This is a genomic window from Ruania zhangjianzhongii, assembly GCF_008000995.1.
Classification (GTDB): domain Bacteria; phylum Actinomycetota; class Actinomycetes; order Actinomycetales; family Beutenbergiaceae; genus Ruania; species Ruania zhangjianzhongii.
The window spans coordinates 2,533,065-2,558,108 of sequence record NZ_CP042828.1 but is presented as its reverse complement, the minus strand read 5'-3'; the positions used below and the strand labels follow the sequence as shown (position 1 = coordinate 2,558,108).

At 67.9% G+C, this 25,044-nt stretch carries 26 protein-coding genes; 15 read left to right on the top strand and 11 right to left on the bottom strand.

Annotation, left to right across the window (positions count from 1 at the left end):
* Positions 1 to 54 precede the first annotated feature (54 nt).
* Positions 55 to 1,137: an IS110 family RNA-guided transposase gene (locus tag FU260_RS11910; protein ID WP_147915652.1), complete on the bottom strand. Its 1,083-nt coding sequence runs from the start codon at positions 1,135 to 1,137 to the stop codon at positions 55 to 57.
* Between the two features lie 127 nt (positions 1,138 to 1,264).
* Here FU260_RS11910 and FU260_RS11905 point away from each other — a divergent pair, with 127 nt between their 5' ends.
* The 7 genes from FU260_RS11905 (at position 1,265) to FU260_RS11875 (ending at position 5,867) form a co-directional block, all read left to right on the top strand.
* A complete protein-coding gene (locus FU260_RS11905; protein WP_168211759.1) occupies positions 1,265 to 1,795 on the top strand; it encodes an Ig-like domain-containing protein in 531 nt (176 codons plus the stop codon).
* A gap of 147 nt (positions 1,796 to 1,942) precedes the next feature.
* Positions 1,943 to 2,761, top strand: a complete 819-nt coding sequence (locus FU260_RS11900; protein WP_147917258.1) for a hypothetical protein — start codon at positions 1,943 to 1,945, stop codon at positions 2,759 to 2,761.
* A 218-nt stretch (positions 2,762 to 2,979) separates the two neighbouring features.
* Entirely contained in the window at positions 2,980 to 3,366 is a 387-nt protein-coding gene (locus FU260_RS11895) for a hypothetical protein (RefSeq protein WP_147917257.1), read from the top strand.
* A gap of 182 nt (positions 3,367 to 3,548) precedes the next feature.
* The gene (locus FU260_RS11890; RefSeq protein WP_147917256.1) at positions 3,549 to 3,944 is read left to right on the top strand and encodes a hypothetical protein; all 396 of its coding nucleotides are present in this window, start codon (positions 3,549 to 3,551) and stop codon (positions 3,942 to 3,944) included.
* Between the two features lie 211 nt (positions 3,945 to 4,155).
* Positions 4,156 to 4,545, top strand: a complete 390-nt coding sequence (locus FU260_RS11885; protein WP_210418076.1) for a hypothetical protein — start codon at positions 4,156 to 4,158, stop codon at positions 4,543 to 4,545.
* A 184-nt stretch (positions 4,546 to 4,729) separates the two neighbouring features.
* The gene (locus FU260_RS11880; protein WP_147917255.1) at positions 4,730 to 5,059 is read left to right on the top strand and encodes a cupin domain-containing protein; all 330 of its coding nucleotides are present in this window, start codon (positions 4,730 to 4,732) and stop codon (positions 5,057 to 5,059) included.
* Positions 5,060 to 5,288: 229 nt separating this feature from the next.
* A complete protein-coding gene (locus tag FU260_RS11875) occupies positions 5,289 to 5,867 on the top strand; it encodes a DUF805 domain-containing protein (RefSeq protein ID WP_147917254.1) in 579 nt (192 codons plus the stop codon).
* Between the two features lie 101 nt (positions 5,868 to 5,968).
* Here FU260_RS11875 and FU260_RS11870 read toward each other — a convergent pair whose 3' ends face one another.
* From FU260_RS11870 to FU260_RS11860, 4 genes are all read right to left on the bottom strand, one after another.
* Positions 5,969 to 6,406, bottom strand: a complete 438-nt coding sequence (locus FU260_RS11870) for an integrase core domain-containing protein (RefSeq protein WP_168211758.1) — start codon at positions 6,404 to 6,406, stop codon at positions 5,969 to 5,971.
* 32 nt (positions 6,407 to 6,438) lie between these two features.
* Positions 6,439 to 7,143 carry a hypothetical protein gene (locus FU260_RS23590; RefSeq protein ID WP_168211757.1) on the bottom strand — a complete coding sequence of 235 codons (705 nt, stop codon included), beginning with the start codon at positions 7,141 to 7,143 and terminating at the stop codon, positions 6,439 to 6,441.
* Between the two features lie 137 nt (positions 7,144 to 7,280).
* On the bottom strand, positions 7,281 to 7,898 hold the full coding sequence (locus FU260_RS11865) for a VOC family protein (protein WP_147917252.1): 618 nt from the start codon (positions 7,896 to 7,898) through the stop codon (positions 7,281 to 7,283).
* A gap of 177 nt (positions 7,899 to 8,075) precedes the next feature.
* Positions 8,076 to 9,350 (bottom strand): M18 family aminopeptidase, encoded by a 1,275-nt coding sequence (locus FU260_RS11860; protein ID WP_147917251.1) that lies wholly within the window; start codon positions 9,348 to 9,350, stop codon positions 8,076 to 8,078.
* Between the two features lie 246 nt (positions 9,351 to 9,596).
* Between FU260_RS11860 and FU260_RS11855 the strand changes: the two genes are divergently transcribed.
* The 7 genes from FU260_RS11855 to FU260_RS11825 are packed head-to-tail and all read left to right on the top strand — an operon-like array spanning position 9,597 to position 16,061.
* Complete coding sequence (locus FU260_RS11855) at positions 9,597 to 10,826, top strand: amino acid ABC transporter substrate-binding protein (RefSeq protein ID WP_147917250.1); 1,230 nt, start codon at positions 9,597 to 9,599, stop codon at positions 10,824 to 10,826.
* A 4-nt stretch (positions 10,827 to 10,830) separates the two neighbouring features.
* Positions 10,831 to 11,709 (top strand): branched-chain amino acid ABC transporter permease, encoded by an 879-nt coding sequence (locus FU260_RS11850; protein ID WP_147917249.1) that lies wholly within the window; start codon positions 10,831 to 10,833, stop codon positions 11,707 to 11,709.
* A complete protein-coding gene (locus FU260_RS11845) occupies positions 11,693 to 12,784 on the top strand; it encodes a branched-chain amino acid ABC transporter permease (protein ID WP_235912210.1) in 1,092 nt (363 codons plus the stop codon). Before FU260_RS11850 ends, FU260_RS11845 begins: the two co-directional genes overlap by 17 nt.
* Complete coding sequence (locus FU260_RS11840) at positions 12,784 to 13,536, top strand: ABC transporter ATP-binding protein (protein WP_147917248.1); 753 nt, start codon at positions 12,784 to 12,786, stop codon at positions 13,534 to 13,536. Before FU260_RS11845 ends, FU260_RS11840 begins: the two co-directional genes overlap by 1 nt.
* Complete coding sequence (locus tag FU260_RS11835) at positions 13,526 to 14,374, top strand: ABC transporter ATP-binding protein (protein ID WP_147917247.1); 849 nt, start codon at positions 13,526 to 13,528, stop codon at positions 14,372 to 14,374. The genes FU260_RS11840 and FU260_RS11835 overlap by 11 nt, the downstream gene beginning before the upstream one ends.
* On the top strand, positions 14,358 to 15,608 hold the full coding sequence (locus FU260_RS11830; RefSeq protein ID WP_147917246.1) for an MFS transporter: 1,251 nt from the start codon (positions 14,358 to 14,360) through the stop codon (positions 15,606 to 15,608). The genes FU260_RS11835 and FU260_RS11830 overlap by 17 nt, the downstream gene beginning before the upstream one ends.
* A gap of 51 nt (positions 15,609 to 15,659) precedes the next feature.
* Positions 15,660 to 16,061 (top strand): hypothetical protein, encoded by a 402-nt coding sequence (locus FU260_RS11825; RefSeq protein ID WP_147917245.1) that lies wholly within the window; start codon positions 15,660 to 15,662, stop codon positions 16,059 to 16,061.
* Between the two features lie 78 nt (positions 16,062 to 16,139).
* Here FU260_RS11825 and FU260_RS11820 read toward each other — a convergent pair whose 3' ends face one another.
* From FU260_RS11820 to FU260_RS11800, 5 genes are all read right to left on the bottom strand, one after another.
* Entirely contained in the window at positions 16,140 to 17,846 is a 1,707-nt protein-coding gene (locus FU260_RS11820) for an ABC transporter ATP-binding protein (RefSeq protein WP_147917244.1), read from the bottom strand.
* A complete protein-coding gene (locus FU260_RS11815) occupies positions 17,843 to 18,880 on the bottom strand; it encodes an ABC transporter permease (RefSeq protein WP_147917243.1) in 1,038 nt (345 codons plus the stop codon). The genes FU260_RS11820 and FU260_RS11815 overlap by 4 nt, the downstream gene beginning before the upstream one ends.
* A 1-nt stretch (position 18,881) precedes the next feature.
* Positions 18,882 to 19,949, bottom strand: a complete 1,068-nt coding sequence (locus FU260_RS11810) for an ABC transporter permease (protein ID WP_222847979.1) — start codon at positions 19,947 to 19,949, stop codon at positions 18,882 to 18,884.
* 3 nt (positions 19,950 to 19,952) lie between these two features.
* Complete coding sequence (locus FU260_RS11805; RefSeq protein WP_147917242.1) at positions 19,953 to 21,584, bottom strand: ABC transporter substrate-binding protein; 1,632 nt, start codon at positions 21,582 to 21,584, stop codon at positions 19,953 to 19,955.
* Between the two features lie 150 nt (positions 21,585 to 21,734).
* Positions 21,735 to 22,145, bottom strand: a complete 411-nt coding sequence (locus FU260_RS11800; protein WP_147917241.1) for a PPOX class F420-dependent oxidoreductase — start codon at positions 22,143 to 22,145, stop codon at positions 21,735 to 21,737.
* A gap of 125 nt (positions 22,146 to 22,270) precedes the next feature.
* On the opposite strand from FU260_RS11800, the gene FU260_RS11795 reads away from it, so the two are divergent.
* A complete protein-coding gene (locus tag FU260_RS11795; RefSeq protein WP_147917240.1) occupies positions 22,271 to 23,029 on the top strand; it encodes an SDR family NAD(P)-dependent oxidoreductase in 759 nt (252 codons plus the stop codon).
* Between the two features lie 226 nt (positions 23,030 to 23,255).
* Here FU260_RS11795 and uidA read toward each other — a convergent pair whose 3' ends face one another.
* Positions 23,256 to 25,043, bottom strand: a complete 1,788-nt coding sequence (gene uidA / locus FU260_RS11790; RefSeq protein WP_147917239.1) for a beta-glucuronidase — start codon at positions 25,041 to 25,043, stop codon at positions 23,256 to 23,258.
* Position 25,044 lies beyond the last annotated feature (1 nt).

The following is a 25,044-nucleotide window of genomic DNA, read 5'->3' as shown; positions in this document are numbered from 1 at the left end:
GGTCGCTCCACGCGCTGCTCCCACCGCGTTGGTCGGCGAAGCGGTCTGTGGGGACTATTCCTCGAGTACTGCCAGGGACCAGCACCAGCCGGCCAGTTCTCGGGCGATGGCGACGTTGGCGACCACGTGGCGCTTGCGGCGTTCGCGGAAGGTGTTCCAGCGCTGGTGCAGGCGCCGGTTCCCGGCATCGCCACGGGCCCGGGCAGCCGGTGGGGCCAGTTCCCAGCGGTCCTGGATGGTCTTGCCGATCACGTAGCGGGCTCGGTGGTGCCAGGCGGCTTCGACCAGGAGCCGCCGCACGTGAGTGTTGCCGGTCTTGGTGATCGAGCCCTGGACCCGGGAGGCACCGGAGGAGTACTCCGAAGGGACAAGGCCGACGAACGAGCCGATGCTGTTTCCGGTGAAGCGGTGCCAGTCGCCAACCTCGACCGCCAGGGCCAGTCCGGTCAGGTCGCCGATCCCGCGCAGGCAGCCAAGGCGTCGCACGATCGGAGTGAATTCACTGTCCGCGGCCATCGCCGCGATCGCTTCATTGAGGCGGTCCCGGCGCGCCTGGACCGTCAACACAGCCTCGAAGTCAGACTCATAAGTCAACTGCAGTGCGTGCGACTCGAACCGCTGTCGGCGTAGCCACGCCTCATGCACGCCGGTCCAGGCCCGCCCATCGGAATAGACGAGCCCATGGCGCAGCAGCAGCTTGGAGAGCCGGTGGCGAGCCCGCATCAGATCACCACGGGCGTCCTCACGAGCACGGACCAGATCACGAGCATTTTCCTCGTCCACGGTCGGGACCCTCACGGCGGTGAACTCATCCAGCCGGAGCAACCGCGCCAGATGCACCGCGTCCCTGGCATCGGTCTTCACACGATCGCCACTGGGGCGCTGCAACTTCGACGGCGCCACCACCTCGCACCGGATCCCAGTCGCCATCAGATGCCGATACAACCCGAACCCTGTCGGGCCAGCCTCATAAGCGACCGCCGCCGGGCCAGGCAGGTCGTTCACCCAGGATCGGATCTCCTCATGCGAAGGCGTCAATCTAGTTCGGAAGAACTCGCCCGTGACGCCATCGATCGCTGCAGCAACGACCGACCTTGCGTGCACGTCGAGCCCCACACTCGTACGCTCGGTAAACACCGGGGCCTCCCACAACTGTCGGATAGGCCGAGCAGGCGGCCCCTGCTCGGTAACCCACGAACATGTGTGAGAGAGGCCCCGGCCCGCAACCCCTCCACGCCGGACAGGTCACTACATACCGTCTAGTGTGCCGGTCACCACTGCGGACTTCGGCTCCGTGCACGGCTACCCGCTCAACCACGGTGGCTACTGGTTCCGCGCCACCTACACCGGCGAGGGCCACACCGGCGCCGAAGCCTCCGCCAAACTCCAGGTCGTCAAGGCGCCGGTCGAGCTGGCGGCGTACCCCGAGACGGATGAGCTCGAGGCCGGTGACAGCCTCACTCTGGACGGTCGCGTCACCGCACTCGAGGGTAACGACGGCCAGCCGCAGGGGAACCTGCAGGTGATCGTCGACGGCGAACCGGTCGGTGACCCCGTGCGCGTCACCGAGGACGGCTCCTTCAGTACCGAGGTGACGATCCCCGAAGGCACCGCACCGGGTGAGTACACCATCGGCCTGGTCTACGGCGAGAGCGCCAACTTCACCGAAGGCTCGGTCGAGCTGGACCTCACCGTCGTCGCCCCCGAAGACGCTCCGGAATCGATCTGGGACTTCCTCCAGCGCATGCTGCGCGAGCTGCTCGACTGGCTCGGCTCACTACTCGGCGGGCGCTGACCCCTCTCACCCTCGCCGGCCGCACCCACCAGGGCGTCGGCCGGCGAGCGTGGGTTTGCGGTGTCCGGATGGTAGCGAGGACAGCAGCCGCGCCTCACCCACCGCTACACTCCCCTGCGTGTATATCCCGACCGATCCTGAGTCCTGATGCCTGACGCTCAGTTCAGTGAGTTCGCCTACGGCTACGCCGTCATCCGCGAGGCGGAGCAGCTGCTCACCCGACTCGGTGCCGCGATCACCGGCGCACCGGTGCTGCCGTCGCTGATCACGGAGAACACCGTGGGCTATGACGCGAACCTGGTGGCTGTCGACTTCTCCCTGTTCCTGCAGTTCAAGCGCTCGTTCCACGTCTCCGCGCTCCATCCGGTGGGCCCGTGCGGCTCCCCCGGCGGTCGGCCGCACTGCACCTGGGCGTACTGGATGAAGGAGCATTACCGGTTTGCGGCGGACACCACCTCCAACCAGTTCCACGCGATGCGTGGCTATGAGGACGCAGTCGCGCTCGGCTACACCGCTGGCCTGTCCGTCTACACCGCACCTGGCTTCGCCACCAACGCCGAGCTCGACCAGGCGTATCAGAGCGGAGCGATCCTCGACCGCTCGGTCGCGGTGCTCCCCTCCGAGTTCGACGCTGTCAGCAACGGCCCGCACAAGTACTCGTTTCTGCCGGACCTGAGCCGGGGCGTGATCACCTCCGCGCCCGTGCGTGCGGGCGCGACGCCCCTGGACCAGCTGATCACCGACACTGTGGAGGCGCGTGTCCCCAGGGTCCGCGATGACGCGGTCAGCCTGCAGCAGTGGGCGGCAGGGCTTTCGGAGCGGCTGGCGGACGGGCAGAGGGAACCGCGCGATCGGTTGATCCGCGCGGCCGAGGAGGGGGCTACCGGCCCGATCCTTCAGGCGCTACGCGATACCACCGGCTACCTCGGTGGCACGGTTCTCATGCTCGGGCGCCACCGCCCCTGAGCTTGTCATGTACTCCCTTCGGGCGGCCGGGAAGTCACAGCGGCCACCCGTGGAGTGGCCCGCATGCGGCCGCGTACTCCCCCGTGGAGTGGCTCGATGTAAGGGCCGTGTAATAGCCACCGCGGAGCGTGGGGCGGGCAATGACGGCCGATCGAGTCAGCACACGATCGACGTCGTCACCCCACCACGAGCGATGCGCTCGAATGGAGAACCGCGAAATGACCACCCACCGAATCCGCAAGACCCTCACTGGCGTGCTCGCCAGTGCTGCCCTGACTACCACCGCGCTCGTCGGCGTCTCCGGGGCGGCCCAGGCCGACGTCACAGCCTCCATGTACGGGTGCCCGTCTGGTGCCGTGTGCATCTACCCGGACGACGACTGGAACGGTGGCGACCCGTCACATGTGTTCTGGTCCTATGGCGACCACCGGATCTACAACCAGTACGGCGAGCACCGGATCTACAACAACCAGACCGGGAATGCCTGGGCCAGCCTGAGCCGGACCAGCGACGGCGACACCCCCATCAACTACGTGGCGCCCGGAAGCTTCACCGATACCAACCTCACGCCGATCAACGCCGTGAGCCTGTACGACGTCGGCTGAGAGAGCAGCGCTCGTTCCGGGCGCAAGAACCAGGGGGCAACTGAGGGGCCGGCCGGATGGGTCGGCCCCTCAGTGGTGCCCGCGCACGGGGAACCACTGTCATTGCCTGTAACTGTGGTGAAAGTGGTCTTCGGGAGCGTCAGTGGTGCAAGCAAGAACCAACTGATGAGGAGCGAACGGCAATGTCCGTGAAGCGAATCCGCAACGCCGCCACCGGCCTGCTGGCCACGGTGGCACTGACCATGACCGCTTTCGTCGGGCTGTCCGGCGCGGCACAGGCAGTCCCAGACCGGCCGCCCCCACCGGACACCGGTTGCCCCTCCGGCGCCGTGTGCGTCTATCCCGGCACCGGCTGGAACGGTGGCGACCCGACGTACGTCTTCTGGTCCTACGACGCTCACCGCATCTACAACCAGTACGGCGACCACCGCGTTTTCAACAACCAGACCGGGGGCGCGCATGCAGTGCTGAGCCCGGACTCGGACGGCTCCAGCTGGACCGTCACGATTCCGGCCGGGACATGGACGGACGAGAACCTGACGCCGATCAACTCGGTGTCTCTGTTCCCGCAGCGCTGATGTAAGCGAGAAGAAAGCGGCGCCGTGCAGAGTCATTTCTGAACGCGCCACGCGCGACGTCCGAGGGGGACGCTGAGGGGCTGACCGGAGATGGTCGGCCCCTCAGTCATGTCCGGACCGGGTCGCTGTCATCGCCCGTAACTGGAGTGAAAGTGGCCTCCGGCAGCGTCAGTGGTGCAAGCAGAAGCCAACCACAAAGGAGCACGCGGCGATGTCCGTGAAGCGAATCCGCAACGCCGCCACCGGCCTGCTGGCCACGGTGGCACTGACCATGACCGCATTCGTCGGGCTGTCCGGCGCGGCGCAGGCCATCCCGGCCACGCCACCGGCCCCGGACACGGGTTGCCCCTCGGGTGCGGTCTGCATCTACCCGGACGAATCCTGGAACGGGGGCAACCCGTCGCACGTCTTCTGGTCCTACGGCGTGCACCGGATCTACAACCAGTACGGGGACCACCGGATCTTCAACAACCAGACCGGTGGCGCCGCCATCGATGTCTGCTACGGCAGCGACGGAACCGACTGCGCCTTCATCTCGGCCGGGTTCTCGCAGGTCTTCAACCTGACCCCGATCAACTCGATTTCCCTGCGCACTCCCTGACCGAGTTGTCGGAGGTAAGTTCCGGTATCCGAGGTAGGGCACAACCCACCTCCGACACCGGAGCTTGCCTCCGTCTGTATGCGCGGCTGTATGCGCGGCTGGATGCGCGCGCCGGGCGGGTACGGGGGCACGCCGGGGCGGTGTGCGGTTCAATGGGGTGCAGATGTCGACCCAGGAGGAGCCCGTGCAGAAGCCCAGTTTGGACGCCATGGCGCGGCAGGTCGGTCGCCGTGCGGCCGAGGCCAGCAGTGGCCGCGCCGCAGAGACCGTGTACGGGGGCCACGAGAAGCGGCTGCGTCAGACGGTGATCGCGATGACCGAGGGCACCGAGCTCGCCGAGCACGAGAGCCCGGGTGACGCCACCATCCTGGTGATCAACGGCCGCCTCACCCTCACCGCGGGCGACGTCTCCTGGGAAGGACGCGACGGCGACTTCCTCGCCATCCCGGACGAGCGGCACAGCGTGCAGGCGGTCAGCGATACCGCATTCCTGCTCACCGTCGCGAAACGCTGACCTGGCCAAACCCGCACAGTAGGCTGCTGCCCAGCAGCGGTGTATCGACGTGGCACCGGCGGGGAACTGGAGTAGCCAAGCGATGAACTGTGCGACCTGCGGCGCTCCAGTCACCTCTGGTCAGATCTGCCCCCAGTGCGGCACGCCCGCACCGCACGCCAGCGCCGGCCCGGGCTCGGGTTCGGGTTCGGCCCCTTCGCCATGGTCGCAGCCCGGTCAGATCCCCGGAATGCAGCCCGCACCGCCACCGCCCGGTGGCCCGGGCGGCTACGGGTCCCCGGGCGGCTACGGGTCGCCGGGCGAGTACGGCTCCGTGGCCGGTCAGAATCCCGCGCCCGGCTACGGCTCGCCGTACGCCTCCTACCCAGCCTTCTCCGCACCGCAGATCCCCACCCCTGCCGGGCTGAGCCTGCCGGGCGCGGTCAAAGAGGTGCTTTCCAAGTACGCCACCTTCCAGGGTCGCGCCACCCGGCCGGAGTACTGGTGGTGGGCGCTGGCGTACCTCCTCGTTCTGGGGGTGCCGTGGCTGCTTGCCGCAGTTGTCGTCAGCGTGTCCAATCTTCGGTTCGAAGGGTCCCCGCTGGCCGGCCTCCTGGGCTTCTACACCCTGATCGTGATCCTCGGCTTGCTGGTCCCCACGGTCGCTGTCACGGTTCGGCGCCTGCATGACATGGGGCAGAGCGGCTGGCTCTACCTGATCACCTTCGTCCCCACCGTCGGGGGAATCATCTTGCTCGTCCTCTGCGCACTGCCGTCGAAGCCGTTCGCCAATGAGTACGGCCTTGCACCCGCACCGCGTCTGATCTAGTCCCCCGCCCCTCCCACCGGGTCGTCATGTCAACCGTGCGCTCAGGCGCACTGTGGTGTCTCGTGACATCGGTGACACTTTGTCATTTGACTTCGGTAACACTATGACGGGTTCCTGCGGCGGTAGCCAGGGTGACCGGTGAGGGTGATCTGGGTGGTGAGTTGGTTACCGATGAAGACGGCCAGGTGTCGGTTCTGGCGGATGACCAGGGCGGGTTGACCGGCGTGTTTGCGGCCCACGCTGAATTGTTCGCGGTTTACTGCCAGACACCCGCTGGCCGAGACCCTCGCGCGGGTGATCATCGGGGTGTTCGCAGCGCTGTTGGTGCCGGGCCCATCTAGCGGGCCGAGGGCGTAGCGCTGGGCCGGAGTGAGCCCGGCTAGGTGTTTCTTGCGACGCTTGTGGTTGTAGTGCTGGCGGTACTGGTCGAGCTGGGTTTGCAGGTCGGCGATGTTCTCGGCACGGGGTTGCTTGCGCAGCCACTTCAGTACCGTCTGGTGGGCTCGTTCGTCCTTGCCGCAGGTTTGAGGGTGCCTCACGCTGCTGGTGATGGCACACACCCCTACCGCGGTCAGGTTCTCCTCCAGTCGGCTGGTCCAGCCGCGGCGGCGTCCGGAGAACGCGCTGCCGTTATCGTCAGGAACAGGCGCGGGATGCCATGTTCGCTCAGGGCCCCAGCAACGGTGTTCCAGACATCGAGGGAGTTCTCGCTGCGGACCGCGGTCAGGGCCAGGTCGTAGCGGGAGCAGTCATCGAGCAGTTCCAGTACCACTACCGTGTGCCCGTCGGCCAGGTCCCACTCGAACCCGTCCATCTGCCATCGGGTGTTAGAGGCCTCGGCCTCGAACCGGCGCCAGGAGCGACGGGGGCGACGCTGCGGTATCGCCACGATCATTCCGCGACGCTCCAGGATCCGGTTGATCGTGGCGCGTGAGGGCAGCGGCTGGACGCTGTCCCACCGGTCGGGGTGGTCCTGGAGCCAGTAACCGATCTGGTCCGCGCCGGGTCCCAGCCCCATCATCGAGTTCCTTGCGAGCCAGCACCACCGCGTCCTGGACCGCTGGCCTGACCGCCCGCGGGTTACCGCGCGGACGACGAGAACGCGGAAAGAACCCTCGACACCCTCCTCGGCATAGCGTTTGCGGTACTTATAGAACGTCTTCGTCGTTGTCCCGATCCGCGCGCACTCCGCACGCACGTTGAACGACTCCCCACCCACATACCGCGCCACCAACGCCGCCAGCTCCGGACCCACCGGTACCCCATCTCTGGTCATGCCCCAGCATCAAGGGCAAGACCCCTCCGGTGTCACCGATGTGGTGAGACTTCCACCGCTACCGATCTCGTGAGCCTTCACAGTGCGCTCAGGCGCACCCCTGACATGACGACCGGCTGGGTGGGAGGGAGGGGGGATCAGACCGAAACCTGCGCGGTCTCCCAGATGTAGTCGTCTGCGTCGGTGAACGCCGGACCGTCGGTGCCGATCACCAGCCGGTGCGACCCGGAGCCCGCCGGATCTGCCCCGATCTCCTTGGCCGCGGCCTTGCGGGGGTAGAGCGCCAGTGTGATCCCTTCACCGGAGGCGGGGAACTCGGCATACTTGCCGCCAAAGCTGCGCCCCGCCTCGAAACCGCGGCCGGCGTAGAACTGTTTGCTGGCCTTGACGTCGTCCACGCCGAGCAGCAGTACCAGGTCCTTGAACTCCGGCGCGGCAGCGCCCATGTGCTTCTTCGAGGACGTGCCGAACCGCCAGATCGCGCCGTCCACGGACGCCACGATCGCCCCGTACCCCCAGAACGACTTAGCGGGCTCCTGGAGAACTGTTGCTCCGGCGTCGACCGCTGCCGCAACGAGCGCATCCACGTTACCGGGCTGCTCGGTCACCAGGGAGATGCCGTAGCCGCGGTACCCCTCGCTCGGCTCGGGGTCTCCGGTGGCGTGGATCCGGTCGGCCACACCGAGCGCGGAGCACACAGCGGCGGTGCCGGCGGGGTCGGTGGAAACCAAGGTCAAAGACGTGATGCGAGTCATCGGATTCATCCGTTCGGTGCGTGTGATCCGGCGTGTCCGGCGAGCTCTGCGCCCGCGTTCTCTCCGGCTGACTCACACGCTACGAACAAGCCCTGCCGCCCTGCTTCTCGATTCGTGATCACTCTGCGGCAAGGAAGAAGGCACTGCCCCGCTGGCGGGGCTGGTGAGTGGCTCGTATCAGGCGCCGGCGAAGAACGCCCCGGCCAGATCACCCAGTGCCACGGCGTCGGCAGTGTGCACGAGCTCTCGGGCCGAGTGCATGGACAGCAACGGCACTCCCACGTCCACGGTCCGGATGCCCAGCCGGGTAGCGGTCAACGGACCGATCGTGGAGCCGCACGGCACGGTGTTGTTGGAGACGAACTCCTGCACCGGGGCGCCGGAGCGTGCGGCCAGCCGGGCCATCAGTGCCGCGCCGGTGGCGTCGGTCGCATAGCGCTGGTTGGCGTTGATCTTCAGCAGCACTCCCCCGCCGGCCACCGGCTGGTTTGCCGGGTCGTGCCGCTCCGGGTAGTTCGGGTGGACCGCATGCCCGCAGTCGGCGGACAGACACCAGGAGCCGGCGTAGGCCTGCCGCTGCTGGGAACGGGTGGCGCCCAGGTTCTCCTCGACCCGGGTCAGCACGTCATCCAGGATCGGACCCGATGCCCCGGACCGGGTCTGCGAGCCGAGCTCTTCGTGGTCGAAGGCCGCGAGCACGCTGATCTGCCCGCCAGCGCCGCCCTGATGAGCGGCGGCGATCAACGCGCGCACCCCTGCGTGCACGGACACCAGGTTGTCCATCCGGCCGGCGGCGAACAGGGCAGCGTCATGACCGAACCGGGCCGGTGCCTGCGTGTCTGCGGTGAGCAGGTCGTACCCGCCGATCTCGGCGGCGTCCACCCCGGCAAACTGACCGATCACCCCGAGCAGATCGCCGTCCTCACCCGCACCCCAGACCGGCTGGACGTGCCGCTGCTTGTCCAGTGCGAGCCCGTTGTTCACCTCCCGGTCCAGGTGGATCGCCAGCTGCGGGATGCGCAGCATCGGCCCCGTCCGCACCAGACGCTGTGTCCCATCACGAAGCACGATCCGCCCGGCCAGCTCCAGTTCGCGATCCAGCCAGGAATTCAGCAGTGGGCCGCCGTAGACCTCCACCCCGGCCTGCAACCAGCCGCGCGAACCCGTGCTCGGCCGCGGCTTCAGCTTGAAACCCGGGGAGTCGGTGTGCGCGCCGAGCACCCGGAAGGGCGTGGTGGGACCGGCCGCGGCCGGCTGCAGCCAGGCGATCAGAGCGCCGTCGCGCAGGACGTAATAGCCACCCGGCTGCGCGGGCCACTCCTGATCTTCGGCGAGCGGGGTGAACCCGTCATCGTCGAGGCGCCGGGCCGCCTCCGCCGCCGCATGGTAGGAGGAGGGCGACGCGGTGATGAACGCCGCCAGGTCGTCGATGTACTCGGCCAACTGGTCCATCCGGCCATCCAATCATGGCTGCCGTGACCGGTTGAGACCCGCGCCGCCACCGCTGGCCCGACCGAAGCAACCCGCGCCGCAGCGCCTCCGCTCCGGCCCCACATCGTTGATCTCAGAAAGGTAACTATCGACGGCGCAACTTGCGTTGCGCTCCGTTGCTCACCTACTGTACCGGAAAGCGCTTTCAATTCCCGCGTACAGTCGCGCGGAATCCGTTCTCGCGCACGGGCCTAGCAAGGAGGCAGTATGTCCCGCAAGACACGTGTCACAGTGGCGGCCGTCGCCACGGCGTCTGCTCTGGTGCTCACCGCATGTGGTGGCTCATCCGGTGAGGGTGAGGGCGGGGAAGGCGGCGACGACCCGATCCAGATCGGCATCTCGCTGCCGCTGTCCGGCGACTTCGCCGAGCCCGGTATGGGTGTGCAGCGAGGGTATGAGACCTGGGCGCAGGTGATCAACGACAACGGTGGTCTCCTCGGCCGGCAGGTGGAGCTGAGCATCGTCGACGACGCCTCCGACCCGGCCCGTGTGGTCTCCGACTACGAGTCGCTGATCGCTCAGGACCAGGTGGACCTGGTGTTCGGCCCGTTCTCCACCCGCCTCGTGGTGCCGGCGGCGCGCGTAGCCGAGGAGTACGGCATGCTCTTCGTCGAGCCCGCAGGTGCTGCCGAGGAAGTCTTCACCAACGGGTTCGAGAACCTGTTCTACGCGGCACCCGCTGTCGCCGAGGACCACTACAACCTGCTGTTCGAGTACATCATGGCGATGCCGGAGGGTGAGCGCCCGGAGACGGTCGGGTTCGCCTCGATGGACGACCCGTTCGCCCAGGGCACCGCCTACGGTCTGCGGGACCAGCTGGTCGAGGCCGGCGTCGAGGTGGTGGTGGACGAGGTCTACCCGCCGAACGCCACCGACTTTGACGCCATTGCCGCAGCGATCGCCAACGCCGACCCCGACCTGGTGGTCGGCGGCACCCAGTACCAGGACGCGGTCAACCTGATCATCGCCCTGCAGCAGCTGGACTACCAGCCGCGGATGGCCGCGTTCAGCACCGCGCCCACGAACCCTGAGTTCCCCGATGCGATCAGCGAAGTGAACGGCATCCTCGCGCCCACCGGCTACTCCAACGATGCGCCCTACCCGTCGAACGAGGAGTTCGTCGAAGCGCACACCGAGCTGCACGGCGAGGCTCCGCAGGAGGACGAGGCGAACGCCTTCACCACCGGCCAGGTGGTGGCGGCCGCGGTCGAGGCCGTCGGCTGCGCGGAACAGGGTGAGTGCCAGCAGCAGCTCATCGACTGGCTGCGCGAGAACACCGTCGACACGGTGGTCGGCCCGCTGAGCTGGGACGAGGCCGGTCGCCCGCAGAGCGCGCACATGATCCTGCAGTACATCGACGACGAGATCCAGATCGTTCTCGCTGACGGTGACGAGGGTACGCAGGCGGACCTGGTCTACCCGAAGCCGGAGTGGTGAGTCGATGGCCCTCGTCTTCCAGAGCGTCATCCTGGGCCTGCTGCAGGGAGGGCTGTATGCCCTCCTAGCAGCGGGGCTCACGCTCTACTTCGGCATCATGCGGGTGGTGATGATCGCCCACGCGGGGTTCATCGTCCTCGGTGCCTACATCGCCTGGCGGTTCACCACGATCACCGGCCTGGACCCGATGCTCTCGCTGGTCATCACCGTGCCGGCGTTCTTCCTCATCGGGTACGCGATGCAGCGGTTCCTCATCGCGCGGCTCAAGCCGTCCACGCTGACCATGATGTCCGTGCTGCTCACCTTCGCGATCGCGATGATCATCGAAGGCCTGATCGGACTCCTGTACAGCGGCACCCAGCGCCGGATCGCTCTCCCCTACGGCACCGACAGCCTGAACCTGTTCGGCGCCTCGGTGCCCGTGGTGCAGATCATCTCCTTCGCCCTGGCAGCCGTGAGCCTGTTCGTGCTGTACCTGGTGATGAAGAAGACCCGGTTCGGCCGTGCGCTGCGCGCCACCATCCAGAACCCCGAGGCGGCTCAGCTGGTCGGGATCGACACGAACCGCACCGCCGGTCTGGGCTTCGGCATCAGCCTCGCCACTGCGGCCGTGGGTGGTGCGGCACTGTCCTTGCAGGCCACCATCTGGCCGTCGTTGCACTGGCACTGGATCGGACCCTTGCTGGCGATCATCGTGGTCGGCGGCCTGGGCAGCATCCCCGGCGCAGCGATCGCCGCGGTGGCCCTGGGTCTGACCCAGGTGCTGCTGGAGATCCCGATGGGCCCCACCTGGGCACAGACGATCTTCTACGCTGCCCTCTTCCTGACCCTCATGGTCCGTCCGCACGGATTCTTTGGAGGACGCCTTGCCCAACGCTTCTAGCACGCTGCCACTCGCGACCAAACGAAAGGGGCTGCTACCCGCCTGGCTCAGCAGCCCTCGACAGGCCGTCGTCGCCATCGTCGTGGTCGTCCTACTCCTGCTGCTCTGGCCAAGCATCTCGCCGAACCCGTACATGACCAGCGCTGGGGTGCTCATCCTCAGCTATGCGACCTTCGCCACGGCCTGGAGCTTCATGGGCTCCTTCACCGGCTACATCTCCCTCGGTCACATCGCGTTCTACGGCCTGGGCGCCTATGGAACCGCGCTGATCGTCATGCACACCCCCGTGCCCAGCTTCGGCGCAGTCCTGCTGGCCGCTGTCGGGACCGCCGTCATCGCCATACCGGTCGGCTTTGCCGCCCTGCGGCTGCGCGGGGCGTCCTTCGTGATCGTCACGATCGCACTGATCTTGGTGCTGCAGCTAATCTTCCAGGGCTGGTCCACGGTCACCGGCGGCTCGGACGGACTCACCGTCCCCCGGCCGTTCCCGGACATGCTCCGCCCCCAGCACCATGAGACGTTCTACTACATCTTCCTGGCGCTGCTGGCAGTCCTGCTGCTCGGTTGGAACTTCATCAACCACTCCCGGTTCGGCAGTGCGCTGAAGGGTATCCGCGAGGACGAGGACAAAGCCTCCTCCCTCGGCTCGCCGATCGGCTCGCTGAAGCTGGTCGCCTTCGTCCTCTCCGCCTTCGGGGTCGGAATCGTCGGTGGGCTGTACGCGCTCTGGTTCGGTGACCTGGATCCGCTCTACCAGTTCGACGTCGTCCTCAGCGTGCAGATCGTGCTGATGGCGTTGCTCGGCGGTCTGCGGTTCCTGTTCGGACCGTTGCTGGGGGCGCTGCTGGTCGGAGCCGGTCAGGAATACTTCCTGCTCAGCTTCGGGCAGTCGCAGTTCCACCTGGTCGCCACCGGCCTGCTGCTCGCGCTCGTGGTGCTCTTCCTCCCCGATGGAGCGCTCACCGGCATCCAGCAGCTGATCAACCGGTTCAGACCCCAGTCCACATCGATCCGTGAGCTCTCCGCCGAAGAGCTCCGCGCGCAACGCGCCGGTACAGCTGGAGGGAAGGACTGATGACTCAGACCACCACTGTCCCCAGTGTGCTCCGCACCGACAAGCTGCGGAAATCGTTCGGTGGCGTGCACGCCGTCAACAACGCCACGGTGGAGTTCCACGAGGGCAAGATCAACGGCCTCATCGGTCCGAACGGTTCCGGGAAGACCACCTTCTTCAACTGCGTGACCGGGATGATCAAGCCGGACTCCGGTTCGGTCCACCTGCGTGAGCGCGCCGTCACCGGCTGGGCACCGCATGCGATCGCCCGCGCGGGTCTGGGGCGCACGTTCCAGCTGTGCCGGGTATTCCCCCGGATGAGCGTGCTGGACAACATGCTGGTCGCGGTACAGCCGCGGTCGCTGCGCGCCTACCTGGGCCGAACCCGTGATCCGGAAACGATCGACCGGGCCCGCTCACTGCTGACCCGGGTGGGTATCGAGCACCTGGAGGACGCCGAGGCACGCGATCTGTCCTACGGGCAGCAGAAGCTGCTCGAGCTGGCCTCGACGCTGATGGCCGAGCCGCCGTTGGTGATGTTGGACGAGCCGGCCGGTGGGGTGAACCCCTCGCTGATCGAGCGGATCGCCGACCTCATTCGCCAGCTCAACTCCGAAGGCGTCACCTTCATCGTCATCGAACACAACATGGACCTGATCATGAAACTGTGTGACCACATCGTGGTCTTCGACCGGGGCGCACCGATCGCCGCCGGTACCGCAGCCACCGTTCAGTCCGATCCGAAGGTTCTGGAGGCTTACCTTGGCGTCTGAGGTTGTTCTCGAGCTGTCCGAGATCGAGGCGGGCTACGGCAAGGCCGCGCTCGTGCTGCGGGGGCTGTCCATCAGCGTCCAACGCGGCACGGTCGTGTGCCTGGTCGGACCCAACGGGGCCGGCAAGTCCACTGTGCTCAAGGTGGCCAGCGGGATGCTGAAGCCGCGATCAGGTGCAGTCCGGCTGAACGGCGATGACGTCACCGGTCGCAAACCGCAGGAGCTGCTCCGCCGCGGGCTCTCGCACGTGCTCCAGGGGCACAGCGTGTTCCGGGAGATGACCGTGGGCGAGAACGTGATGCTCGGCGCGTACACGGTGCGGGACAAGAACGCGCTCCCGGAGCGCCTGGAGAGCGTCACCAACGTGTTTCCGATCCTGCACGAGCGGTGGAACGAGACTGCCGGCCTGCTCTCCGGTGGGCAGCAGAAGCAGGTCGAGTTCGCTCGCGCGCTGATGGTCAATCCCGATGTGGTGCTGCTGGACGAGCCGTCGATGGGGCTGGACCCGAAACGCACCGGCGCCGTCTTCGAGGAGGTCGACCGGATGCGTCAGCACGGCGTGGCGGTGCTGCTCGTGGAACAGAACGCTCGCCGTGCCCTGGAGATGGCCGATATCGGCTGCGTGCTCGACCTTGGCACGGTGTTCGCCACCGCTCCCGCCCCGGAACTGCTGGCCGATCCGAAGCTGAGCGACCTCTACCTCGGCGGCCGCCCCGGGGAGTCCGCCAGTTCGGAGTCCACGACCGTGCAATCCCCCACCGCAGCCTCACCGGCGCAGGCAACAGAGGATTCCCCAGCGGCGGAGGCCTCAGCGGCACCGGATGACCCGACCACCTAACCGGCCGGTCCCTAGCTGGGTGCTGCTGCTGGGAATCGCCATCCTGGCGGCGAACCTTCGCCCCGCTCTGACCGCCACCGGTCCGGTGCTGCCCCTGATCGGCACCGACCTCGGCCTCTCCGGCCCGACGCTCGGCCTGCTGACGGCGCTGCCGGTGATGGTCTTCGCCGCAACGTCCGGCGGGGTGCACCACCTGGTGGAGCGATTCGGAATAGAGCGAACCACCGTCGGCGCGCTGACCGGTCTGGCGCTGGCGCTGCTGATCCGGTCCTGGCCGGGATGGGCGGGCAACCTCTGGCTCGGCACGGTGCTGCTCGGCGCCGCACTGGCCGTGCTGAACGTGACCGTTCCGGTGATCGTGAAGCGGGACTTCTCCGGGTCCGCGTCCTGGGTGACCGGATCCTATGTCGCCATCCTGCGCCTGTTCGCCGGCCTGGCCGCAGCACTCGCGGTCCCCCTCGCCGCCAGCAGCGAGCTCGGCTGGCGCCTGGCGCTGGGCTGCTGGGCCGTGGTCGCGGTGCTTGCGCTGCTGGTCTGGCTACCACGCACCTGGCGACGGCGGGACTCGCCCGGGCAGGGGCCGGCACCTGCCTCGTCGGTCCCACCGGCAGACACGCCGGTCGCCGCTGCGGCGGAACCAGCACCACGGCCTGGCTCCCGCCACTCTGGAACCCTGTGGCGCTCCGCGCCGGCGTGGCGGCTGGCCGCGTACATGGGGATGCAGTCGGTGGCCTTCTACACCGCCTTCTCCTGGATCCCGAGCGTCGAGCAGCACCTGGGTATCGACCCGGCCCACGCCGGATGGCACATGTTCGCGCTCCAGCTGGCCGGGATCCTCGGGAGCCTGCTCACCCCGGTCCTGATGCGGGTGGGCACCGATGAGCGGCTTGCCGCCACAGTGCCCGGGCTGGTGATCACCGCGGGGGCGCTGGGGCTGTGGCTCGCCCCTACGGCGGTCCTGCTCTGGGTGGCGCTGATCGGGCTCGGCACCGGTAGCGCATTCGTCGCCATCCTCTCCCTGCTCGCGATCCGGGCTGCCGATCTGCGCACCGCGCCGCGGCTGTCCTCGATGGCGCAGGCCGTCGGGTACACGATCGCCGCGATCGGACTTCTCACCGCCGGTTTCGTCTTCGAGGTGCACGTGCTGGCGGTGCTTCCGCTGATCATCGCTGTGGGTGCTGTGACGGCCGGCCTGGGACTGGGCGTAGGGCGCCGGCACTCGATCCAGGCCTGATGCTCCCCGAGAATCACGGATCCACAGGGCCATCCGGCGTAACCTGACGCGGTGTCTTTCCCGCTGCTGTCCACCACCTCGTCGTCGATGTCCCTGCCCATCCTGATCCTCGCCAACCTCGTGATGGTCGCGGTCGTGGTCGGCGTCATCGTGCTCATCGTCCGAAGGCGGCGTCGGAACCAGGCCACGCTGGACCCGACGTTCGAGGGCGCCCCGATGGCGCACGGGGTGGTGACCGACCTGAAGTACCAGTACCGGCAGGTGAACAACCGCCGGCTGTACCGGATCACCTACCGGGTGCAGCTGGCCGAGGGCCAGCAGTTCTACGGCTGGGAGGAGAAATACCTGGCGCGGCTGACCGAGAAGACGCGCTTCGACGTGGGTTCCCACCACCTGATCGCATATCGGCCCGGATGGGAGCAGGTGCGGTCGGTACCGCAGGGCGCGCGCTGACAGACGCTCACGCGGGAGCGTCGAGCGTCACCGCCACGCGCGACCACCGCGCGTCACCGCCGCGCGCCGACCCAGCCCTCACTCCGCCAACCCGGCCAGCGCCTCCCGACGCCGCTCCTGCTCCACCGGGTCCGGCACCGGCACCGACGCCAGCAGCCGCTGCGTGTAGGGGTGCTGCGGGTCGGTGAGCACCTGCCGACACTCCCCCATCTCCACCAGCTCCCCGCGGTACAGCACGGCGATGCGTTGCGCGAGCATCCCTACCACCGCCAGGTCGTGGCTGATGAACAGCGTGGCGAACCCGAGCCGTTCCTGCAGCTCGGTGAACACCTCGAGCACGCGGGCCTGCACGGACACGTCCAGGGCGGAGGTCGGTTCATCGGCCACCAGCAGCACCGGGTCCAGGGCCAGCGCCCGGGCCAGGCTGGCGCGCTGCCGCTGCCCACCGGAGAGCTCGTGCGGGTACCGTGCAGCGAAATGCTGCGGCAGGTGCACGGCATCGAGCAGCTCGCCCACCCGGGTGCGCACCTCTCGCGGATCGGCGGAGGTGTGCACGGCCAACGGTTCGGCGATGCAGTCCTCGATGGTCAGCAACGGGTTGAACGAGGTCGCCGGATCCTGGAACACGAACCCGATCCGGGCCCGAAGCGGTCGGAACTGGCGCTCCCGGAAACCGACCATCTCGTGCCCGAGTACCTGCAGTGATCCGCCGGTGGCCGAGGTCAGCCCGGCGATCGCGCGCCCGATGGTGGTCTTACCCGAGCCGGACTCCCCCACCAGCCCGAGCACCTCCCCGGGGCTGATCGCGAACGAGGCATTCTTCACCGCGTGGAACCCGGGCCGGCCCAACCGCCCCGGGTAGACCACCTCCAGGCCACTGGCCTGCACCAGGGGAGCTCCGCCGTCGCCGGAATGCTGTTCCGGAACCGGCTCAGCCGCACGCGCCGCGCTCTCGGCCCGGAGTCTCGGCACAGCGGCGAGCAGCGCCCGGGTGTACTCGTGCTCCGGTGCGGCGAACAGCTCCCGCGCTGGGGCCTCTTCCACCACCCGGCCCTGGTACATCACCGCCACCCGGTCGGCAAGGTCGGCCACCACGCCCATGTTGTGCGTGATCAGCACGATCGACGTGCCGAACTCGGTGCGCACCCGGCGGAGCAGGTCCAGGATCTCCGCCTGCACGGTGACGTCGAGCGCCGTGGTCGGCTCGTCGGCCACGATCACCTTGGGCCCGAGCACCAGCGCCATCGCGATCACGATCCGCTGCTTCTGCCCGCCGGAGAACTGGTGCGGGTAGTGGTCGATCCGCTTCTCCGGCTCGGGGATGCCCACCCGGTCGAGCACCTCGATCGCCTTCGCGCGGGCCTGCTTCTTCGAGTGCGTGCCGTGCGCCCGCAGCCCTTCGGCAATCTGCCAGCCGACCGGGTACACCGGGTTCAGCGCCGAGGACGGTTCCTGGAACACCATCGCCGCATCCCTGCCCCGGATCGCCCGCAGGTCCGCACGGGACAGCGTGACCACATCCCGGCCATCGAGCAGCACGGCGCCCTCCACTGTCGCGGTCTCCGGCAGCAGCCCGAGCACGGACTTGCCGGTGACCGTCTTGCCGGATCCGGACTCGCCCACCACGGCGAGCACCTCCCCGGGCCGGACCGCCAGATCCACCCCCTTGACCGCGTGCACCGGTGCAGCGTCGGTGGCAAAGGTGATCTGCAGGTTCCGGATATCGACGACGGCGGAGCCGGCCTGGCCAGGTCCCGCACCGGGGGTAGGGGTCGGCTGGGTCATCGTTGCTCTCCCTCGGGCCGGTCCGTCTCGACGGTGTCCTCGGCGGAGCTGGGCTGCTCGCCTGCCGCGGCGTCCAGCTCCGGCTCGGTGACCGGTTCGATGCTCGCCCCGCCGATCACCCGGCGGCGGATCCGCAGCCGTGGGTCGGCCAGGTCGTTCAGGCTCTCCCCCACCAGGGTGATACCGAGCACCAGCAGCACGATGGCCGCACCGGGGAACACGCCGGTCCACCAGATCCCGGAGGCCACGTCCGAGATCGCCCGGTTCAGGTCGTAGCCCCACTCGGCGGCCGCCGTCGGCACGATGCCGAACCCGAGGAAACCCAGTCCGGCGAGGGTGATGATCGCCTCGGAGGCGTTCAGGGTGATGATCAGCGGGAGTGAACGGGTGGCGTTGCGCAGCACGTGCCGGGACAGGATCCGCCCCGTCGGGGTGCCGATCACCTGGGCGGCCTCCACGAACGGCTCCGCCTTCAACCGGACTGCCTCGGCACGCACCACCCGGAAGTACTGCGGGATGAACACCACCGTCAGCGCCAACGCCGCGGCGATGATGCCGCCCCACTTCGAGGACTGCCCACCGGAGATCATGATCGAGATGACGATCGCCAGCAGCAGCGTGGGGAACGCGTAGACCGCGTCGGCGATGGTGACCAGCACCCGGTCCAGCCAACCGCCCAGATACCCGGAGAGCAGACCGAGCAGCACACCGACGAACAGGGCTGCCACCACAGCGATAACCACTGTGGACAGCGCGGTCTGGGCACCCCAGATCACCCGGGAGAACACGTCGTAACCGCCCACGGTGGTGCCCCACAGGTGACCGTCGCCGGGGGGTGCCTGGCGGGCGAAGTTGCCCGCGTCGTCGGCGAGCTGGTTGTACCGGTACGGAGTGATCACCGGTGCCAGCACGGCCATCAGCACGAACATCAGGCTGAGCCCGAGGCCGGCCACCAGCATGCCCCGCTGCAGCCCCACCGACTGGCGCAGCTGGCGGATCACCGGCAGGCGTGCGGAGAGGGACGTCTCGTTCATCTCAGTACCTCACCCTCGGGTCGATCAGCGCAGCGACCACGTCCACGATGAAGTTCGTCACCGCCACGATCACCGCCAGCAAAGCCACGATCCCCTGCACGGCGACGAAGTCTCGTGCGCCGAGATAGCGCACCAGCTCGAAACCCAGTCCGCGCCACTGGAAGGTCGTCTCGGTGAGCACCGCCCCACCCAGCATCATCGCGATCTGCATCCCCATCACGGTGATGATCGGGATCAGCGCCGGCTTGTAGGCGTGCTTGCGCACCAGCCGGGACTCCTTCACCCCGCGCGAGCGTGCGGCGTCGACGTAGTCCCGGCCGAGGGTGCCGATCACGTTGGTCCGCACCAGCCGGAGGAACACCCCGGCGGTCAGCAGACCCAGGGCGATCGCCGGCAGCACGGCGTGGGCGAGCACGTCGGAGATCAGGTCCCACCGGCCGGTGCGGAGTGCGTCGAGCAGGTTGATCCCGCTGGAGCCGGCGATCCGGTCCAGGACCAGCTGTACCTGGGGGCTCGCTCGGCCGGACAGCGGGAGCCAGCCCAGCCACACCGAGAACACCAGCTTCAGCAGCAGTCCGGCGAAGAACACCGGGGTCGCGTAGCACAGGATCGCGAAGATCCGCAGCACCGCGTCCGGCCACCGGTCGCGCAGGTAGGCGGCCAGCATCCCGAACGGGATCCCCACCACCAGCGCCACCACCATGGCGTAGAGCACCAGCTCCAGGGTGGCGGCGCCGTAGTTGGCGAGGATGTCACCGATCGCCCGGTTGTCGGTGAGCGTGCGGCCGAAGTCACCGGTGAAGATCTGGCCCAGATACTCCCCGTACTGCACGATCACCGGCCGGTCGTAGCCGGCTTCGGCCAGGCGTTCAGCCAGCTGGGCCGGGGTGAGCCGGCCGCCCATCGAGGCGCTGATCGGGTCTCCGACCACCCGCATCATGAAGAACACCAGGGTGACCAGGATGAACACGGTCGGGATGATCAGCAGGAAGCGGATGAGGATGTAGCGGCCGAGGCCGGAGCCAGGCGCCTTGCTGGCTCCGACCGTCCTCTCGTCGGCGATCGTCAACGGTCAGCGGTGCATCGGGGCGAAACGGAGCTTGAAGGACGCGTCCAACGTCACACCTTCGATGTCCTGCTGCGCGACCGCCACCTGCGCGCCCTGCAGGAACGGCAACGTGGACAGGTCCTCGGCCACGGCCGCCTGCACGTCCTCGATCATCCCGGCGCGTTCTTCTTCGTCCTCGGTGGTGGCCTGGGCCTGGATCAGCTCGGTGACCTCGTCGTTCTCGTAGTGGTTCACCAGGAAGTTCTCTGGCAGGAAGAAAGGCGTGAGGTAGGTGTCGGCGTCGGAGTAGTCCGGGAACCAGCCGAGCTGGTGTACCGGGTAGGCGTCCTGGGTGCGCTGGGTGTTGTAGGTGTCCCAGAGGGTCTGGGAGAGGTTGACATCGAACAGCCCGTCGGCCTCCAGCTGGCTCTCGATCATCGCGTACTCCTCGTCGGAGGAGTTGCCGTAGTGGTCGGAGTTGTACTGCAGGTTCAAGGTGACCGGTGTGTCGACCCCGGCGTCCTCGAGCACCTGCACGGCGCGGTCCGGGGCCGGTCCGCCCTCACCGTCACCGTAGAGCTCCATCAGCGGTTGGGTGGCTCCAGTGAGGCCTTCGGGCACGTAGGAGTACAAGGGGGTGTACGAGCCGGCGTAGATCTCCTCGGACAGCGGCTGGCGGTCGATCAGGTGCGCGATCGCCTGCCGCACGGCCAGGGCCTTGTCCTCATCGGCGTTGTTCGTCTCCGCGCCGAAGGGCTGGGTGTTGAAGTTGAACACCAGGTAGCGGATCTCCCCACCGGGGCCGTCATGGATGGTGAGGTTCTCGTTACCGGAGAGGTCCTCCAGGTCGGTGGGGCCGAGCGAGCGGCCGGCCACGTCGATGGTGCCTTCCTGGACGGCGAGCTTCATGTCGGTCTCGTTGGTGTAGTAGCTGAGCGTGACGCCGTCGTTCTCCGCCGGGCCGAGCAGGCCCTGGTAGTCCTCGAACGGGGCGAACTGCACCAGTTCGTTCTCGCTGTAGTCGGTGATCACGTACTGGCCGGCGAACGCGTTGCCCTCCACGATCTCCTCGGCCGGGGTGAGCTCGTTCTCGGCGAACACATCCTCGTCCACGATCGGGCCGGCTGAGGAGGACAGCACCTGCGGGAAGATCTGATCGTTCGGATTCGTCAGGTGGAAGGTGACGGTGAGGTCGTCCACCAGTTCCGTACTGTCCAGGTTCGCCAGTAGCGAGGACGGGCCGTTCGGGTCGGCAATGCCGAGCATCCGGTCGAAGCTGAACTTCACGTCCGAGCCGGTCAGCTCGTTGCCGTTCGCGAACGTCAGGCCCTCGGGCAGCGTCACGGTGAACTCGGTCGGTGAGGTGAACTCGGCCGATTCGGCGATACCAGGCTCCACATCCGGGCTGCCGTACGGAGTGTTCATCAGGTACGGGTACACCTGGGTGTGGATCGCGGTGGAGCCGTGGTCGTAGGAGCCGGCCGGGTCCAGGTTGGTGACAGTGTCGGTGGTGCCGACGGAGATGTTCCCACCCCCGTCACCGTCACCGCCGCCATCGATGTCTTCGGTATCGGCGCAGGAGGTGAGCACCAGGGCCAGGGCACCGGCAGTGGCGATCAGCCCGGCTGCGCGGCGTCGTTGTCCAACGGGGGGCATGGGTAGTCCCTTCACGGCAATGTGATCATTACGCGTCACTGTCTAACACAGCCACCTGGGTGCCACCAGCGGGCGCGGCGAGGGTGGGTCGGATCAGATCCGGTTGGCCGCCCGCCGGATCGTCCGCTGATCCGGGCGCCGCGAGCTGGATCATCCGCTGATCGTCGGCCCCACCTGTTCCGGGGTGATCACGACGACGCAGCGCTTCTCCTCCTCCATCGCCGCCCGGTACTCGTCCCAGTCCTCGTGCTCGCCGTTGGCGAGCCGGTAGTAGTCGATGAGCAGGTCCATCGCCTCGGGGAGCGAGACGATCTGCACGCCTCCGGTGATCTGCACCCAGGCACCGAAAAAGGTGTCCGGCAACGCACAGAGCCAGGCGCGGGGCTCGCGCCGAAGGTGGCGCACCTTCATCGCAGTCTCCCGGGTGCTGATCAGCACCCGGCCGGCTTCGTCGGCGACGGCGAGCACCGGGGACTGCTGGATCTCACCGTGACTGCGCCGTGTGGCCAGCACCGCGTGGTGGTTCTTCCGGACGAACTTGAGGGCGTCGTTGATCTCCATCTGCCAGGTGTAGCACTGTGGCCTCGGGGTTCGCAGTCCCACGCCCGTGGGAATAACACCGTGCCCGCGGTGTTGACCAAAGTAGATGCGTATGCATCTATATGTGGTCTATGGGAGGAGCGAACGTGGCACTGCTGGTCGAAGGAAAGTCGGGATTCGTCACCGGATCGGCCGGAGGTATTGGCCGTGGGATCGCCCGGGAGCTGGCCCGGGAGGGTGCCCAGGTGGTGGTCTCGGACCTGCCGTCGGCCGCCGCGGGTGGGCAGGAGACCGTCGAGGCCATCCGCGCCGGCGGCGGGCGCGCGGAATGGGTGCCGGCGGACGTCACCTCCAGCGATGAGGTCGCCGCGCTGGTGCAGCGCACAGTGGAGATCTTCGGCGCCTTGGACTTCGCCGTCAACAATGCCGGTATCGCCATTCACAAGCCTCTCGCCGAGGTGAGTCCGGAGGAGTTCGACCAGGTCATCGGCATCAACCTCAAGGGCGTCTTCCTCGGCCTGAAGCACGCGATCCCGCAGATGCTCACGGCCGGTGCCGGCTCGATCGTAAACGTCGCCTCGGTGGCTGGGCTCACCGGTGTGGACCTGATCAGCCCGTACACCGCCAGCAAGCACGGCATCGTCGGGCTGACCAAGAACGCCGCGCTGGAGTACAGCGGCCGCGGTGTGCGCATCAACGCCGTGGCCCCGAACGCCATCCGGACGCCGTTGATGGACGCCTCTCCGAAGGATTTCGTGGACGGACTGATCGCTCCGCAAGCGATGAAGCGGGTCGGCGAGCCCGAAGAGGTCGGCTTCGCCGTCGCCGCGCTCCTCAGCGACCGCGCTGGCTTCATCACCGGGGTCACCCTCCCGGTCGACGGTGGCTACCTGACCGGCGCGTGAGCCCCACCCCGGCGACCCATGCGCGCACGGGTGAGCTCCGCCGTCGGTCGTGAACCGCCAGTTGTGGTGGGTGTCGGGGGCCAAACACCCTGCCGGACTGGAGGCGTCCGCCTGTAGCGGCGAACCCCCAGTTGTGGTGGGTGTCGGGGGCCAAACACCCTGCCGGACCGGACGTTCGGGTACGTGCCCGCCCCCCCGAGGACCACTTCCGCGGAAGCGCTCGGCATCAGGCCCGCCCGCGAATCCGCGTCCACCGCTCCCGCACCCGGTGCGCTGCCGCCTTCGGGCGCCGGTCGCGGGTGAACACGCCCTTCTTGTTGCCGTCCACGCGCATGATGCCCTTGGTGGTCTGGAAGTCGGCGAAGTTCCAGATGTGCTCGCCGACGAACTCCTCGACCTCGTCGAACACCGCGTGCGTGGCCTCGAGCAGGTCCTGCTGGTACTCCTCGCTCCAGGTCGCGCCATCGAGACTGTGCAGCCCGGCGAGAGTGTCCGCACCGTACTCGGTCATCAGGATCGGCTTCCCGTCCTGCGCCCACTGGCCGAGCTCGTCGCGCAGGTGCAGCATCGCGTTGTCGAGGTCGCCGGAGTCCACGTACCAGCCGTAGTACCGGTTCAGCATGTACAGGTCGCACAGGCCGGCCAGCTTGTCCTTGCCGTACGGGGAGAGCATCACGTTCACGTATCCGACCGGCCGGCGGGAGTCCAGGGAACGCATGTGCGCGAACAACGGCGCAAAGTAGTCATAGGAGGCGTCGGTGTCCGACTCCGGCTCGTTCGCGATCGACCAGACGATCACGCTCGGGCGGTTCTTGTCCCGCTGGTACAGCTCGGTGAGCACCTGGGCGTGGTTCGCCCGGGTGGCCTCGTTAGCGGTGTCCGGGGAGAAGGTGGTGTAGCCCTGGCCGCCGAAGATGCCGCCGCCGATGGCCATGTTCAGGCCCACCGCGGGAGCCTCGTCGATCACCAGGATGCCGTGCGCGTCGGCGTAGTCCATCACGTCCTCGGCGTACGGGTAGTGCGAGGTGCGCAGCGAGTTCGCGCCGATCCAGTCCAGCAGCTCGAAGTCCAGCTTCCAGGACGCGTCGTCATACCCCTTGCCGCGGGCCACATGGTCCTCGTGCATGCCGAACCCGGTCAGATACACCGGCTCACCGTTGAGAAGGATCTGCGCGCCCTCGATCGCCACAGTGCGCACCCCGAACCGCTGGTCGTAGACATCGGCCACCTCACCATCGGAGCTGAGCGTGACCCGCAACGTGTACTGGTAGCCCTCCCCCACTTCCCACGGGTGCACGCCGGCGATCCTGATCACCCCGGCTGCGCCGTCGTCGGAAGCGACCACCGCTCCCGAGGCATCCAGCACCTGCACGCTCACGCTGCCCTGGCCACTGTGCTCCACCGCGTAGTCCACCAGCCCGGTGTCTCCGTCCAGGTCCGGCAGCACCGTGATGTCCTCGATCCGGGTCTGCGGCAGCGAGTGCAGCCAGACCGAGCGGTGCAGGCCGGCGTAGTTGAAGAAGTCGTGCCAGTAGCGCTGCCGCGGGCCGGCGTCGGTGTCCTCCACCACGCCCGGCGGGATGGACTGCCAGGTGAGCCGGTTGTCCACGGCCACGCTCACCCGTACCAGCTCGCCGGCGCGGGCATGATCGGTGAGGTCCACATCGAAGGGCAGGTAGCCGCCCTCGTGCGAACCGAGCTCGGTCTCCCCCACCCAGACTGTGGCCCGGTGGGTGGCCGACTCCAGCCGGAGCAGGATCCGTTCCCCGGCCCAGCCGCGCGGGATGCGCACCTCGCGCTGGTACCAGACCTCGCCGATGTGATCGCGCAGGTCGGGTCGGGTGGTCAGGTCGTTGTAGGAGGCGGGGACGGGCATCTCCTCGACGCCATCGCGCGCCTGGAGCGGCGTGGCGAACCAGCGCTCGGCGCGGCCGGCGCCGGCGGGGTCGGCGAGGAAGTGCCAGCGGCCGTCCAGCCGCTTGGTCTCACGGGTGGGGCTGTCCTGGGGTCGCATC